This window comes from Pseudomonas sp. MWU13-3659 (assembly GCF_023757525.1).
Lineage (GTDB): Bacteria > Pseudomonadota > Gammaproteobacteria > Pseudomonadales > Pseudomonadaceae > Aquipseudomonas > Aquipseudomonas entomophila_E.
In genome coordinates this window covers 134184-148613 of record NZ_JAMSHW010000009.1, presented here as the reverse complement: position 1 = coordinate 148613, position 14430 = coordinate 134184, and the positions used below count along the sequence as shown (strand labels likewise).

Genomic DNA, 14430 nt, shown 5'->3' with positions numbered 1-14430 from the left:
TCACTCCTCCGGAACAGCGTGTTCACCACGCTGGATAGCCTGCATGAACTCCAGCTTGAGCAGCAGGCGCTGCATGCCCTCGACGTCGAGACGCTCGGTGTTGTGGGAGTTGTAATCTTCGGTACGGGAGATCTTCTCCTCGCCCTGCTCGACGAACTTGGCGTAGTTCAGGTCGCGCAGGTCTGGCGGTATGCGGAAGTAGTCGCCCATGTCTTCGGCACAGGCCATCTCTTCACGGCTGAGCAGGGCCTCGTACAGCTTCTCGCCGTGTCGGGTGCCAATGACTTGAATCGGATGCTCCGGTTTACCGACCAGGCGAGTAAGTGCTTCGGCCAGGGTTTGCACAGTGGCGGCGGGTGCTTTTTGCACGAACAGGTCACCGTTTTCACCATGCTCGAAGGCAAACAGCACCAGGTCGACAGCGTCGGACAGCGTCATCATGAACCGGGTCATGCTCGGGTCGGTCAGTGTCAGTGCCTTGCCTGCACGGATCTGGTCGATGAACAAAGGAATCACCGAGCCACGTGAAGCCATGACATTGCCATAGCGAGTACCACAAATGACGGTACGGCTGCTGTCGACGTTACGCGACTTGGCGACCATCACCTTTTCCATCATCGCTTTGGAAATACCCATGGCATTGATGGGATAGACGGCCTTGTCAGTGCTCAGGCAGACCACGCGCTTGACACCATTCTGGATGGCGGCCTCAAGCACGTTCTCGGTACCCAGCACGTTGGTTTTCACCGCTTCGAGAGGGTGAAACTCGCACGAAGGCACTTGCTTGAGCGCCGCGGCGTGGTAGATGTAGTCAACACCGCGAGTGGCATTCAGGATGCTCTGGTAATCACGCACATCACCAATGTAGAACTTCAGCTTGCTACTGGCATAGCGCTTGCGCATGTCGTCCTGTTTTTTCTCATCACGACTGAAGATGCGAATTTCGCCGATATCGGTATTGAGAAAACGCTTGAGCACGGCGTTGCCAAATGAACCCGTACCGCCAGTGATGAGGAGTGTTTTGCCGGTAAACATAAGAAATCCTAAGGTCGGAGCCCTACACCTTCAACGAGGCTGCAGTGCCGAAAAGATGATGTCGTCCTTTTGCTGGGTGCTCGGGTAGCTGATCAGGACTGCCCGATACGGCCCCTTGAAGACGAAGAAGCTACCTGCTGAGACGCCAACAACGCCACACTTCGCGATGACCTTGTGCATGTCGTCGAGCGAGCCGCCACCGCCCAGGATAGTGATCGGAATTTTCACAGACTGACGCAATTTGGCCGCCAGCTCCACGTCGTAGCCCTTCATCCGACCATCGTTGTCGATCGAGTTGATGACGATCTCGCCGGCACCCAACTCCGCCATTTGCACGGCAACGTCCAGCACCGAGCGCTTGGTATTACGCGTACCATTATGAGTCCAGACGTCCTGGGTGCTCCCCAGCAAGCGCTTCTTGTGATCCAGCACGACTACCACGCTTTGCCGTCCAACCTCCTCGGCAATACGCGTTACCAACAGCGGATCCTCCAGTGCTGCCGAACTGATCGCGACTTTCTCCACCCCGAGGCTGATAATCCTTCTCGCCTGCTCGGGCGTACGAACCCCTCCCCCATAGCAAAGCGGCATACGGCACTCGGCGGCCAGGTTCGCAATCTGCTTGTAATTGGGCTCCACGCCATTCATGGAAGCATCTATGTCAAGCACTATGAGTTCGTCAGCTTCCTTCTCATTAAAAATCTTGACGGCATTGATTGGATCGCCAACGTACTTTGCGTCCTTGAAACGCACAGTCTTGACCAAACCACTGTCTTGGATCAAAAGGCAAGGGATTATTCTCGGCCTGAGCATGTCATATTTCCGCGAAGTTCTTCAGAAGATTGGAGCCGTAGTGATGGCTCTTCTCTGGATGGAACTGGACTCCCATGATGTTTCCTTGTGCGACCGCACAATGGAAGTCCTGGCCATAGGAGGCAGAAGCAGCAACGCTGCTTGTCTCCATGCATTCGAAGTAGAAGGAATGCAGGAAGTAGAACCTGGCGTCATTCTCCATTCCCTTGAACAATCCGACACCCGGTCTCGGCCGGACATCATTCCAGCCCATGTGCGGCAACGGTAGATCCTTCAGGCCTGCTGCTGACGAAAAGGATTTCACGGTACCATCGATCCAGCCAAGGCCGGGCAATGTGCCCTCATCACTGCTTTTCGCCAATATCTGCATGCCCACACAGATCCCCAACACCGGCACTTTTCGTTCGGTAACCATTTCTTCCAGTGCGGGCCTCATGCCAGAAGCATTCAAACGCTCCATGGCATGATCAAATGCACCCACGCCCGGCAGGATCAAACGTTCGGCGCCGCGCAGGCCATCTGCACTGCTGGCCACATTCACCGGTATATGCAGACGCTTGTACATGTTGACGAAGGCATGGATATTGCCCAGTCCGTAATCGATGATAGTGATCATCTGAAAAGCCTTCTCTCCAAGCCCAGTGCGCTCATGACCCTTGAACCAACGCCTATCAGGAAACGCTTGTTGCGGTAGTCGTGATACGTCTTGTTGGTGCCGTTGAAGATTTCTTGCAACTGCTCGACCGTCAAGTCCAGCTTGTTGGCAACGTACTCAAATTCACTGGTAAGGAATTTCTCGTCCAGTTCCGGCTTGGAAATACGCTCGAGTGCGGCGTCCCGAGTCATTTGCCCCGTCATGATCAGGCTGGAAAAATGTGCACGACGCTTCTCGTACCCAAATTTGCGCGGCATCCAGTAGTCTTCGTAAAAGCGAGTGAAGCGTGACTCGTGGTGCTTGTGCTGGAAGCGCTTCCAGCCAAACCGCTGTTCCAGCGTGTCTTCGGCTTCTTTCTTGATGTACGGTACCAGGTTCAACGGTTTGACCACTTGCATCCCCAGCAGACGCTGGTAAAGCACCTTGTAGACCAGAATATCGGTCAACGGGAATGATTTCAGTGGGCGAGAGCCGAAACGGGTGTGAATATCCTTGAACAGCGTCTTGTCGATCCCTGGGTAACCGCCCCACTCCTCCGGTTCCCGGCAGCACTCAGTAGAGTAGTTAGCGCCCGTCAGGACGTACTTGATACGGTGCTGGCGGGCAAATTTGTAAAGCCCCGAGAAGAAGGCCGCATCCTGCGGCAGATCCTGGTCGGCAATCTGGGAACGAAGAAACGCGACCTGAAGGTCCTTCATCTCCTCCCAGTTGACTACCTCGGTATACAGGTCCAGGCCAAGCCCATCGACCAGCTTCTCGATGTTGCCAACCGCCTGGTCGGTGTTCCAACCCGCATCCACATGGAAAAGCAACGGGCGCAGCCCCATCTTCTCCTTGGCGACATAAGCCGCATAGGAGCTGTCCAGCCCTCCACTCAGACCGATGATGCAGTCGAAGTCCTTCCCTCGACCATGTGCCTTGATTTTCTCGGCCATCGCCATGAGCTCGGCTTCCCCACGCTGGTCGGTGTGCCAGTTTGGCTTGATCGTGCTCTGAAAGTTGTTGCAATAGTCGCAGACCCCATGCGCATCGAACGTGATCCTGGGGTCACGCGTGTCCATGATGCACTGGGTACAAATCTGGTAGTGGGCCATATCAATTCCGTGGTTAAACCAAGAGGCGCTTCGCCATGCGGCGATAGTCTAAAAGGTCCGATGCGATTTCCAAAGAACGCTGTGACATTTGGCGCAGAATCAGCGGGTCCGTCTCGATCGCGATGAATGCCTCCTGCAGCTGGGCCTGCCCCGTGACAGCCCAGCCGTTACCCTTAACAAAGGGCTCATGGCTGGGGACGTCGGCGACGATGACCGGCCTGCGGGCGCAAAGGCTCATCTGCATGGTTGCAGACTGACTCCCCGGCTGAACGTAGACATCAGCGGCGCACAATAGCCGATACAGCTCATCAGCGGTTTTCCAACCCAGTGCCTGAACCCTTGGATCCGCAGCCGAGAGTGCAGCCACCTCGTTCGCGACGGAGTCATGCACTTTACCGACGATGAAGAAACGAAAATCCTCGTTCCGGGTAGAGGCAAACGCGGTAAGGCTCTCGACGAGCTTCTTCTTGGCGTCAAACTTACCCGATTGCAGGAATACAATATTCTGCGCGCTCAAGCCCAGCGCAGCCCTGGCCTCACTGCGGTTGGCCCCATATTCCTCATCGCTGGCAATATGCCCACCCAGTGGGAAGAATTCCATCTCCTGGACTGGTATACCGTACTGATTGCGGCAAAACTCGATTGTCTCAAGCGAGATGCACAGGACCTTGTCGATCCAGGGCAAGGCACGTCGAATAATCGGCCGGTAGTAGTAGCGATGTAGCAGTTTAGACAGCGCCCCTACGGCGCTGTTGTTGGCATCCTCATGACTGTCGACATACAGACGGACATGAGGGTTGGCCCGTTTATAACGCGCGACTGTATGAAGCTCCCATCCACAGAGCCCGTGAAAAACCATGACATCGGGGGCGAACTTTTCCAGAAGGCTGGCAAGCGCGGTGTGTATCCTCAGTTTTTTCTTGACAAAAAACGGGAACGGCCCGGCATACGGAAGCCGGATAACAGTAGCCCCATCAGTCCCCACGTACTCTCCTGGGTTGATATAACCCAGTGACAAGTTATCAACGTAAGTCTCGGTGGACGCGACGACGAGAACGTCATGCCCTGCTGCCACATGCTCGCGCACCAATTCATTCTCTTGGTAACGATAGCCGTCAATATAAAAGCAGGACAGGCAAAGGTGCAGAATCTTCATAGTAACCCTTGACTTTTCAAAAACCCTTCAGGGTCGGTGAATAACGCAGCACTTTCTGTCAACTTCTCGTCCGAGTATTCCCACCAACGGCTCGCCAACAAGCCCTCGATGATCGCCTCCGGGAAACGATATCGTATCAGCCGAGCAGGGTTTCCCGCATAGATCGCGTAAGGCGGTACATCTTTTGTAACTACACTGCCCATACCAATGACAGCACCGGTTCCGATCGTCACGCCGCCCTTGATGTAAACCCCTTCACCGATCCACACATCATCCCCAATGGTGGTCACCGGTTCCCAACGATAGTCATGGCGAGAGAACTTTTTCTTGATGCTTTCCTTATGCGCAAGAAATACCGGACTGGTCGAGACGTATTCAATCGGATGGCGCGCACCACCAACCACAACGCGACTAGCAATGGAACAGAAACTTCCGACAGACACGCGTATAAACGAGCAGTCATAACCACAAAATGAGTGATTACCGAAATTACTTGCAATCACGGTACATCCCGACTCGATTTTGGAGGTACTCGGAATTTCCGAGTCAACTCGCGCAACCCCTCTCGCCTTCTTGACGAGCCTCGAGTAGATATATCCAATCATTGAACCCTCCCCCCGGCAAAGCGAAATCTGTATTTATCCACCCACAGAAGCAACACCCACAATGCGCCACCAAAGGAGGTCATCATGGTAAAAAGTGAACCGTTTGCACTAATAAAGGCCAGCGGAAACAAGGCGGTGAGCAGAAACAATCTGTTCCACCCCCTGGACACCTTGTCAAGCACCAGCAACCAGGCGCTATAGAGCATGCACACCAGGAAAACACCCGCACTTCCCCACGCCGCAACACCGTCGGTGGCAATGAACCCCGCATTGGACTGGCTCTCGATGCCCAACACTCGCTCTGCCAAAATCTTGCCCAGCGCAGGCCATTTCTCATCTGCCGCATAGGCTGCAGGGACATCGATCATGCTGCCGATCACGGACACGTGTGACCAGTGGGTGAAGCCTTGCTCTGAAAACAGATCAAAGTACTGAGTCACGAACAACCCTGGAATCGCGATGAGCCGCATGAAAATGTACAAGCCTAACTGGGACAGAACACCAACATCCTGGAAAAACAACGAAATCATCGTCACCAACAACGCCCCGAGCAGAAAGAGCCCGGATGCGCTCGCCACCCCATACCCGAACGTACGAAAGGCTCTGGCCACACCCCAGAGCATTACAGGTAACAAGATGACCGTCCGTTCAGCCGTGATCATGTAAGTAAAAACAAATCCAACCAAGCCCAACGCAAATAAAAAATATTTTCGATACAACAATCCATAGACAAACAAGATCGGCGAGAAGAAGTACGCCAAGTACACTTGGCAATAGCCAATGAACAATGATGTCGCCGCCCCCTTCTCGCGCTGAGCATAAATCTCATTCAGGCCAGAAAAATAAATGACGTCTCGATAGACACTGTACAGGCTCACAAAGCAAACCAGGCCACCTACGACAGCGATAGAAATCATGAGACGGGAGGGTGGCATACTCGTATCGGGGAGTGCCTTGCCCGACCGGACAAGCAATGAACATATAAATACACCCAGCGCAAACGAGAGAAACAGGAAAAAATACCGATCTAACGCGTCAGCCCTATTCAGCGTGCCAATCACCAACGCCGGCACATAAACAAAAAACATCAAGGCATATATAAATAACGATGATACCCTATTGAAACGAAGCGGCATCGAGGTAGCAGGCAACACCAACAGCCCCACCATCACCATTATGCTCAAAGGATCATAAGATGGGGCATTAAAACCCCAAAAAGCATGTTCAACCGACAGGTAGCACTCTTGCCCAAGCATGATCGACAAGGCATATAACAGAATGGAGGAGATCAAGATCAAGCGCGCCATCGGCACTCGATAGAGACCACGCAACGAGTCCAGTTTTTGACGCATAACATTCATGTCCTACCTACCCCAATATGCGACTGTAGAGCCTGCGCTCTTCAACACTTTGAAGATTGGAGTTATGCCAGAGCAAGGTGAAATTACCACCCACTGCCTTGCAGGCGTCCCGCAACCCCATACTTAACTGGTAAGCCTCTTCTTCCGCCAATCCCAGGTAGCTGCTACTGAGCAACGTAACATCCATGACAATCAGCGGACGAATGCGCAGGTTCAAAGGCCGCAGCGCGACCGGATCAAAGGCCTGATATTCGTGGCATGTCCCGCAGCGGAAACCTGGCAGCTCTGCATAGCCCAACGTGCTGTCATAGGCCATTCCCGCTTGCTCCCAGGCATTCAAGGTAATCGGATGCCGCCAGCGGAGGAAGTGCATACGCCCACCCCATTGCGCTTGGAGGACGCCCTCCTCAGCACAGACCTGCCGCAGGCGAGCAGCTTCCAACTCAAGCGCATCAGGCGAAAGGAACGTGCCATAACTAGGGTGCAACCCTATTTCATGCCCACGCCCATGAATCTCCCGTAACAATGAACGCATGGCGGGATGCTCGATCTCGTAATCGGCATCTTTCCCTGGGTCGGTTCGCCCACAAATAAAATAGAACGCACTGACCATGCCGCGCCGTTCCGACTCGGCCATTAACCAGTCAAACGTATTGCTCGGATCCAGGGTGCTGATACGTCGTCGGCTGGCCAACTTCAGCCATGGCGCTCTCAGGGCAGCGAGCGGGTTTTTACGCCGCAGCAGGTCCCCCCCCATGGCCCTGATCAACCCCTTGAAGGAACGAAAAGCATAACGACTGGGCTCGTCCACATCATGCGAGACAAGCACCGTGAACGGACGCTGGCTGACCGTAACGTCCCATTGCCGGCAAATCATCTGCCCGAGCAGCGCCAACCACTCATCAACGATCGGGCGATCATGATAACCCTGCTGAAATGCGTGAGATGCGCGTGCAGGAAATCGACCATGCTCATCCATCACGCCAGACGTCACTTCCTCGCACCGCGCAAGCATCCAATAGACGAAACCCAACACGTCATAATCGACGTCCATTCCTTCCGGAGTCTGGACGATCAGCGGCGAACGCAAGGACGATACGCCGGGCGCTTTCAACTCATCGAGCCAGACAGGTTGCCAACCTTCTTCTTTGGCAGGCCAAGAGGCCACCGGAATACTGCCCGCAAGGTCCGAATCATTGACCGCAAAATCAATGCAACCTGGCCGCCCCGGCAGGGACAGGTGGAGCCTGCCTCCCTGCCGCGTCAACACTACCTCCAGGCCAAAACGCTCACCGAGCAGTGACTCCAGCCATCGCAAGATCGCCAGATTCGGCCAACCATGGCCGGCCATCACGTGCGCGCCCTCAAGTCCTGAAGGAAGAAATACCCCTTCAGCAGCCACGAGTTGGTCTTGGTGACGGAGAAGTATGGCACTTGGGTTGCGCCAAAGCCGCGAAAGAACCGCTCAACAGGCTCGATCATCGAACCTTCAAAATCGAACGCTTTCGTCACGGCGCTGGCCCTCTTGATGGCTTCCCACATGCAAAGACTGGTCGCGCCACTATTGCGCAACTCCGGGTCACCGCCCCCCATCAGGTAATAGGCACTGTGCTCATCCCAGACGATATACACACCCGCATGCCGTCGCCCCTCTGCATCTTCAGCAATCAGAATAGTCCTGCAGCCTCGCTCAGCGCATGCAGCATCAATACGTCTGACCAAGTCCTCGGTATAGGGGAGTTGCATGCCTTGGCGCTGGAACACGAGATTGTTCAGTTTTAGGAACTCATCGACCCCTAGATCATCTCGCACACGAAGATTGAACCGTCCTTCTGCTTTCCTGACTTCTCTGCGCACGTTTTCCTGAAGATGATCCCATAAAACATCAGTACTCGAAAGATCTTCCAGCACATAGGTGTAACGGGTTGTTTGCTTGAAACCAGCCCAATAGAAGGGAAGCCAGTTTGTCTTGGCATGTGACCAATTGGAGTCAAAATAGGCGAAGCGCCGCGCAAGAATTGTTTCCGCCAAATCCGCCAGGACATCCTTTTCGTAGGCCAAGCGTTTTGACATCTTGCCTTCGACTGGTCGAATCCAAGGCCCCAGATGCTGAGTCAACGAAGGCATAGCCAACAAGGTGAAAATGCCTTTCTTCTTCAAAACAAAAGGCATACTCCCTAGCACGACACCTTTCTTTTCACAAAAAACAACATCCCAGGCATCCCCTGCGACAGCATCAAGCCACCACGACTGGCTGAATAATGGAACAGTGGATTCAGCCTCACAAAGTTGACGATACCGCTCTCGCAAAGATGTCACTTATTGTCTCCAAGACTGCAAACCATGTAATGGTTCTCAACATTATTCGATGCGTGGGTTTCTACGATTTCGAATCCAGATTTCAACGCAGACAGAAGCGACGCGGGATTGTCCTGAGCAATCCTGGTCGAAATACCGGCCAACCCATTGCGCTTGAAGTGCCCCTTGGCGGCAATACGCATTTTGGTTGCCAACCCCAAACCGCGGCAGGCTTCGGAAACGCCTATAAACCCCTCATGCACCGTTGCCTCTGAAACGTCCCGAGCATTGAAATAGAAAAGTTCAATACCCACGATCTCACGATGGGCGTTTTCGATAACGAGAAGCAATTTGCGGTAGGATAAGAGCCCGATAACCAGACGCAGCCAAGACAACCGCCCCTCTGGATTGAGCTCACGATAGATTCGGCGCACGCTGGAAAAATCACGCCACTTGAATCCCCTCAGAATAAACGGGCCTTCCACCGAAGCAGGGATCGCCCTGAATGCCACGGCAGCTCGCAGTTCCGCAAACAAAGAAATACAAAGTTCCTTAACGTTCTTAATATTCATGCCTCCACCTCAGTGCCAGCCCTTGGCCAGTCGATAGGACAAAACACCATTGACGGCGTACATGAAGCTATAGCTGGCGGAGTAGCAATACAAGCCAACTTCAACGCTATCAAACACAAAGGCCATGACGAACGAAAGCCCTGTCAATAGAAAGAGCCCACTCTGCCAAAGCAAGTCGAGGCGCTGCCGCTGAGCCAGCATATACATTGAACTCAACGGACTGGTTATAAACTGAAAGAAAAACATAGGCGTGAGGACTCTAGCATAATCCCCCGACACCCTCCATTGCTCGCCAAACACAAGCGCAAACAAACTAGGTGCAACGAGGAAAAACACAATGAACGCGGGAACAGCGATGCTCAACAATCGCTTGAATGTGCCTACGTAAATCTCTCGACACTGCCCATGCTCAGCATACATCCGCCCAGCCTGCTGCCTGAATACATCGCCAATCGCACTTGCCACAATGCTCATGGGCGCCCCCACAACACGTTGTGTCAACATGAAAAACCCAGAGACGCTACTGGTAAAAAGTGCACCCAGGACGATAACCGGCGCCTGGAAGGATGCCATATTCAAACTGTGGGCAACAATGAGGTATTTCGGAAAGTCGACATAGCGCCTTGCGACCGCTCGCAAAAGAGGAGCGCGGCAGCGCCGGAACACGCGCCCGTCTGAACGCCGGACCCTCAAAAGGAGAAAAGCAAACGCAGAAAAATGCCCGACAACACCTCCACCCAACAGCCCAAATACTCCGCCTCCCAGAGGTCCGGCACCGACCTGAACAGTGGACATCGAGATACTTTGTGAAATACGCGCCATCGCCATCGGACGATAGTAACCGATTCGATTGCACCAATAATTGAGCGCTTGATAGCCGGCCATGAACGCGACACTCACAGGCACCCAATAAAATATCTGATAGTGATCAGACATATTACAGAGTTTTGCAATATCACGCCCAAACAGCAAAACAACCAGGAAAATGACTACGCAAAAAACCAATGACACGGCAAGCGCCAAAAGGGTTATAGCCGCGCCACTTCTATCACGCCTGGGCACCATAATTGCCAGCTCATAGCGCCCCGTGGCGAGCACCGCCAGGATGGACACGAGCGCCAGATAAAATGCAAAAACACCAAACTCCTGAGGTGAGTACATGCGCGTCAGCACTGGGCTAACCAGAACGGGCACCGCTTGCGCAAAGGTGGTGCCCGTCATCAAGGTAAGCACATTACGAGCAAACGAGGACTTGGGAATAAGCGCCTTGATCACTGAAGGCTTTTCCCAACCTGTTCCACGATGAAATCCTGCTGTTCCTGACTCAGGTATGGGTGCATCGGCAAGCTCACAACTTGCTCTGCAATCTGATCCCCGACCGGCAGCGACTTACTGGTGTCAGCGACGGCAGGCTGGCGATTCAGAGGGATAGGATAATGCACTACAGTTGGGACACCCAATGCTTTCATATTGCACTGGAAGGCATCACGATTTTCAACTCGAAGTGTATATTGAGCATAAGCGCTCTGGCACCGAGGGTCGACGAAAGGAATATTCATCCCCATGGACTCAAAGCGCCGATCATATTCACGAGCCACTCGCAGGCGATGATCGAGTTCCTCATCGAAAATTGCGAGTTTCTCGAGCAGAATCGCAGCCTGGAGAGTATCCAGGCGACTATTTACGCCGACCCGGACATGGTGATATCGCCGATCCTGACCGTGCCGGGCAATTTGACGAATAATCAGCGCCAAATCGTCATCGTTGGTGAATATCGCACCACCATCACCATAGCAACCCAACGGCTTACTTGGGAAGAAACTGGTACAGGCGATGGTACTCAAGTTACAGGAGCGTACACCATTATAAACCCCACCAAAGCTCTGGGCGGCGTCCTCAATTACGGGCAAGCCATACTTCTCGGCAATCGCGTTAATCGCTTCGAAATCTGCACACTGCCCATACAACGAAACGGGGATGATTGCCTTAGTGCGCGGTGTAATCGCAGCCTCTAGCAACGCCGGGGCCAAGTTGTAAGTTTTCGGATCGACGTCAACATATACTGGTTTTGCCCCCAGGAGCGCCACAGTCTCGGCAGTAGCGATGTAAGTAAAACCAGGAGTGATAACCTCATCGCCAGGCCCGATACCCAACGCCATCTGGGCAATTTGCAGCGCGTCCGTGCCATTGGCACAGGTGATGCAGTGCTTCGCACCCACATACTGCGCCAATGCTGACTCCAACTCGGAAACTTCAGGCCCCAGAATATATTGCCCATGAGCAAGGACCCGCTGGATTGCCAAGTCCAAGGCAGGCTGCAAACGCTGCTGTTGAGCCTTCAGGTCGATAAACTCAATCATGCTGCTCTCCTTGTTTAATTACACGCCCATTAGAAAGAACATAGCGCATGCCAGAGTGTATACACTGAACCTGACCCTCACCGGTCAAGGGCAGGTTCAACTGCTCTCCGTACTCACTCATCCAGCCAATCTGCCGAGCGGGCACTCCGACCATCAGGGCATAGGGCGGCACATCCTTATTAACTACCGCCCCCGCCCCGACAAAGGCGAACTCACCAATAGTTACACCACACACGATCGTGCAGTTGGCACCGAGCGTTGCCCCACGCATGACCAGCGTATTACGGTACTCATTTTTTCGCTCAATCAGGGAACGAGGGTTGTAGACATTGGTAAACACCATGCTCGGCCCGCAAAACACGCCTTCTTCAAGCGTCACATTATCATAGACCGAGACATTGTTTTGTATCTTGCAGTTATCACCAATGATCACTTTGTTCCCAACGAACACGTTTTGCCCGAGAGAGACACCCTTGCCAATAACAGCGCCAGCACAAACATGAACGAAGTGCCAAATCCTTGAGCCTTCACCAATCTGCGCACCAGGATCAACTATTGCGCTCGGATGCTTGTCGTACATAAGCTTTTCCATCATTTGATAGGCCCAATCAGCTTTGCCAGGGTTGGACCGGCCATTTCTCCATAACGAAACGCACCGACCTCATTTAGGTGATGATTATCCAGATACATCAGCACGCCATGCTCATAGGGTGCATCCTTAAAAAATCCTGAATCTGAGAAGTCCAGAAACTCTGCGCCCGCGACTTGCCCCACCACGCCCGCAATAGTCCGATTGGAGGACCGCCAGCTTCTTTCCTGTTCAGGCGCCAGCTCCAAACCCAAGGCCGCAAAGCGCTTCATCCGCTGGACATTAACCTCGAACATTGGAATTTGAGCCAGGACGACCACGCGCTTGCCCTGGCCAGACATTGCACTCAAAAACCGGGAAAGAGCGTCCACAAATGCCTGGCTCTGGGACTGCCATTGCCACATGCCCGCGACAAAAATCGTATCCACTTGATCCAGAAGTGGCAGGACCGCCTGAATTTGAGTTTCACAATCATGCTGGGAATAACTGGGGATGCGCTCAACATCGAAACCCGGAATGGGCACACAGTTGCTGGCACTGACAACTTTTACTGAAAAGCCCTGCTGCTTGCCCGCTGCATCGAAGAAGTAGTTCAACTGTGCCGCATGGCTATCACCAATGACCAAAGCCTGCACTGCTCGCGCCGGGTCACCGCGAGTGCACAGGCCAACCATCTGTCCGTGGCAGATTTGCTCCGCTGGCGCGTAACGAGTCAACGCCACAGGCAATGGTTTATCGATCTGACTATTCAATACCGGCGCGAAGCCAAACATTGCGATCACGGCTACCACCGCAACAGCGCAGATACGCTGCCACGCTCCCGGCCTGCGCAGCGGAACTTCAATAAAGTAGTAAGACAGGCAAGCAAGCCACAGCGTCAAGACGAAAAACAAGAGCAGTTGCAGCATGCTCAAGTGATAGTTGCCGCTCCAGTATCGAATGAAGGCCAGAACCGGCCAATGCCACAGATACAGGGAGTATGAAATGGCCCCCAACCAGACCAGTACAGGTGCAGATATCCAAGCAGAAACGCGACTTTTTCTGGCGGCAATCAACATGGCGGTAGCAACGCATGGCAACAGCGCAAGCCCTCCTGGAAAATGTCCGGCCTCCAATAAAAAGAAGCAACAGAACAATGAGAGCAAGGCGAGCCCCGCAATCACATTGGCTTTCCGCACCGTCCAAGCCTCACCCAGCGAGGAAATTGCCAGACAAGCCCCCACCATGAATTCGGGGACCCTGGATAGCAGTGAGAAATAAACACGCGCCTGCTCACCCGGCAGACTCAATCGATACTCAGCCTGCAGCGTGAACCCCAATGCAATCGCGGCCAGTGCCGGCAACCACCAGCGGCGCGGGATGAGCACGATCAAGCATGGCATCAACAGATAGAATTGCATCTCGATGGCCAGTGACCACGTATGCAAGAGCGGAAGTTCGTGCGCCGCCGGAGCGAAATAGCTGCCGAACTCGGAGAAATAGTGATTGGAAGAAAACAATAGCGCGTATTTCAGACTTTCTGAAAAGACTTTGAAATCTTGGCCAATAAAAAATACAGCGGCCGTCACACCCACCAGCATCGCCATCGCCAGAAAGGCTGGCACGATACGACGGACTCGTCCCCAATAGAAATCGAGCCAGAAGCGCTTGCCTTCATGACGCATTATGATCGGCGTAATAATAAACCCAGAGATGACAAAAAACATGTCAACGCCTAGGAAACCGGCAGGCAGCCACTGTTTATCAACATGGAACAATATCACGGCAAGCACGGCGATCGCGCGCAGCCCCTGCACATCATAGCGATAGCTGCCATGCAGGATTGCATTGATTGGCTGTGCGGTCCGAAGCTGACCATTGCTGAACACGTTTATATTCACCACTCAAACCCA

General features: G+C 53.5%; 14 protein-coding genes. All 14 read right to left on the bottom strand.

Going from position 1 to position 14430, the window contains the following annotated elements; genetic code table 11:
- Entirely contained in the window at positions 1–1035 is a 1035-nt protein-coding gene (locus NGM28_RS13865; RefSeq protein WP_213660067.1) for a polysaccharide biosynthesis protein, read from the bottom strand.
- A gap of 30 nt (positions 1036–1065) precedes the next feature.
- Positions 1066–1848 carry an AglZ/HisF2 family acetamidino modification protein gene (locus NGM28_RS13860; protein ID WP_275679354.1) on the bottom strand — a complete coding sequence of 261 codons (783 nt, stop codon included), beginning with the start codon at positions 1846–1848 and terminating at the stop codon, positions 1066–1068.
- A gap of 1 nt (position 1849) precedes the next feature.
- Positions 1850–2464 (bottom strand): imidazole glycerol phosphate synthase subunit HisH, encoded by a 615-nt coding sequence (gene hisH, locus NGM28_RS13855; protein ID WP_240065975.1) that lies wholly within the window; start codon positions 2462–2464, stop codon positions 1850–1852.
- Entirely contained in the window at positions 2461–3597 is a 1137-nt protein-coding gene (locus NGM28_RS13850; RefSeq protein ID WP_240065974.1) for an N-acetyl sugar amidotransferase, read from the bottom strand. The genes hisH and NGM28_RS13850 overlap by 4 nt, the downstream gene beginning before the upstream one ends.
- Before the next feature lie 13 nt (positions 3598–3610).
- On the bottom strand, positions 3611–4753 hold the full coding sequence (locus NGM28_RS13845) for a glycosyltransferase family 4 protein (RefSeq protein ID WP_240065973.1): 1143 nt from the start codon (positions 4751–4753) through the stop codon (positions 3611–3613).
- Positions 4750–5256 carry a CatB-related O-acetyltransferase gene (locus NGM28_RS28685; protein WP_353620521.1) on the bottom strand — a complete coding sequence of 169 codons (507 nt, stop codon included), beginning with the start codon at positions 5254–5256 and terminating at the stop codon, positions 4750–4752. Before NGM28_RS28685 ends, NGM28_RS13845 begins: the two co-directional genes overlap by 4 nt.
- A gap of 98 nt (positions 5257–5354) precedes the next feature.
- On the bottom strand, positions 5355–6710 hold the full coding sequence (locus NGM28_RS13835) for a hypothetical protein (RefSeq protein WP_240065972.1): 1356 nt from the start codon (positions 6708–6710) through the stop codon (positions 5355–5357).
- Between the two features lie 16 nt (positions 6711–6726).
- Positions 6727–8121 carry a polysaccharide deacetylase family protein gene (locus NGM28_RS13830; RefSeq protein WP_252090521.1) on the bottom strand — a complete coding sequence of 465 codons (1395 nt, stop codon included), beginning with the start codon at positions 8119–8121 and terminating at the stop codon, positions 6727–6729.
- The gene (locus NGM28_RS13825; protein ID WP_240065970.1) at positions 8070–9038 is read right to left on the bottom strand and encodes a GNAT family N-acetyltransferase; all 969 of its coding nucleotides are present in this window, start codon (positions 9036–9038) and stop codon (positions 8070–8072) included. The genes NGM28_RS13830 and NGM28_RS13825 overlap by 52 nt, the downstream gene beginning before the upstream one ends.
- A complete protein-coding gene (locus NGM28_RS13820; protein ID WP_240065969.1) occupies positions 9035–9589 on the bottom strand; it encodes a GNAT family N-acetyltransferase in 555 nt (184 codons plus the stop codon). Before NGM28_RS13820 ends, NGM28_RS13825 begins: the two co-directional genes overlap by 4 nt.
- 9 nt (positions 9590–9598) lie before the next feature.
- Entirely contained in the window at positions 9599–10864 is a 1266-nt protein-coding gene (locus NGM28_RS13815) for a lipopolysaccharide biosynthesis protein (RefSeq protein WP_252090520.1), read from the bottom strand.
- Positions 10861–11949, bottom strand: a complete 1089-nt coding sequence (locus NGM28_RS13810) for a DegT/DnrJ/EryC1/StrS family aminotransferase (protein WP_240065967.1) — start codon at positions 11947–11949, stop codon at positions 10861–10863. The genes NGM28_RS13815 and NGM28_RS13810 overlap by 4 nt, the downstream gene beginning before the upstream one ends.
- On the bottom strand, positions 11942–12541 hold the full coding sequence (locus tag NGM28_RS13805; protein WP_286088999.1) for an acyltransferase: 600 nt from the start codon (positions 12539–12541) through the stop codon (positions 11942–11944). Before NGM28_RS13805 ends, NGM28_RS13810 begins: the two co-directional genes overlap by 8 nt.
- Positions 12541–14406 carry an acyltransferase family protein gene (locus NGM28_RS13800; protein ID WP_252090518.1) on the bottom strand — a complete coding sequence of 622 codons (1866 nt, stop codon included), beginning with the start codon at positions 14404–14406 and terminating at the stop codon, positions 12541–12543. The genes NGM28_RS13805 and NGM28_RS13800 overlap by 1 nt, the downstream gene beginning before the upstream one ends.
- Positions 14407–14430: the final 24 nt, after the last annotated feature.

Coding starts and splice junctions, on each gene's coding strand:
- NGM28_RS13865 (WP_213660067.1), bottom strand. CDS start 1,035: ATGTTTACCGGCAAAACACTCCTCATCACTGGCGGTACGGGTTCATTT.
- NGM28_RS13860 (WP_275679354.1), bottom strand. CDS start 1,848: ATGCTCAGGCCGAGAATAATCCCTTGCCTTTTGATCCAAGACAGTGGT.
- hisH (WP_240065975.1), bottom strand. CDS start 2,464: ATGATCACTATCATCGATTACGGACTGGGCAATATCCATGCCTTCGTC.
- NGM28_RS13850 (WP_240065974.1), bottom strand. CDS start 3,597: ATGGCCCACTACCAGATTTGTACCCAGTGCATCATGGACACGCGTGAC.
- NGM28_RS13845 (WP_240065973.1), bottom strand. CDS start 4,753: ATGAAGATTCTGCACCTTTGCCTGTCCTGCTTTTATATTGACGGCTAT.
- NGM28_RS13835 (WP_240065972.1), bottom strand. CDS start 6,710: ATGCGTCAAAAACTGGACTCGTTGCGTGGTCTCTATCGAGTGCCGATG.
- NGM28_RS13820 (WP_240065969.1), bottom strand. CDS start 9,589: ATGAATATTAAGAACGTTAAGGAACTTTGTATTTCTTTGTTTGCGGAA.
- NGM28_RS13810 (WP_240065967.1), bottom strand. CDS start 11,949: ATGATTGAGTTTATCGACCTGAAGGCTCAACAGCAGCGTTTGCAGCCT.
- NGM28_RS13805 (WP_286088999.1), bottom strand. CDS start 12,541: ATGGAAAAGCTTATGTACGACAAGCATCCGAGCGCAATAGTTGATCCT.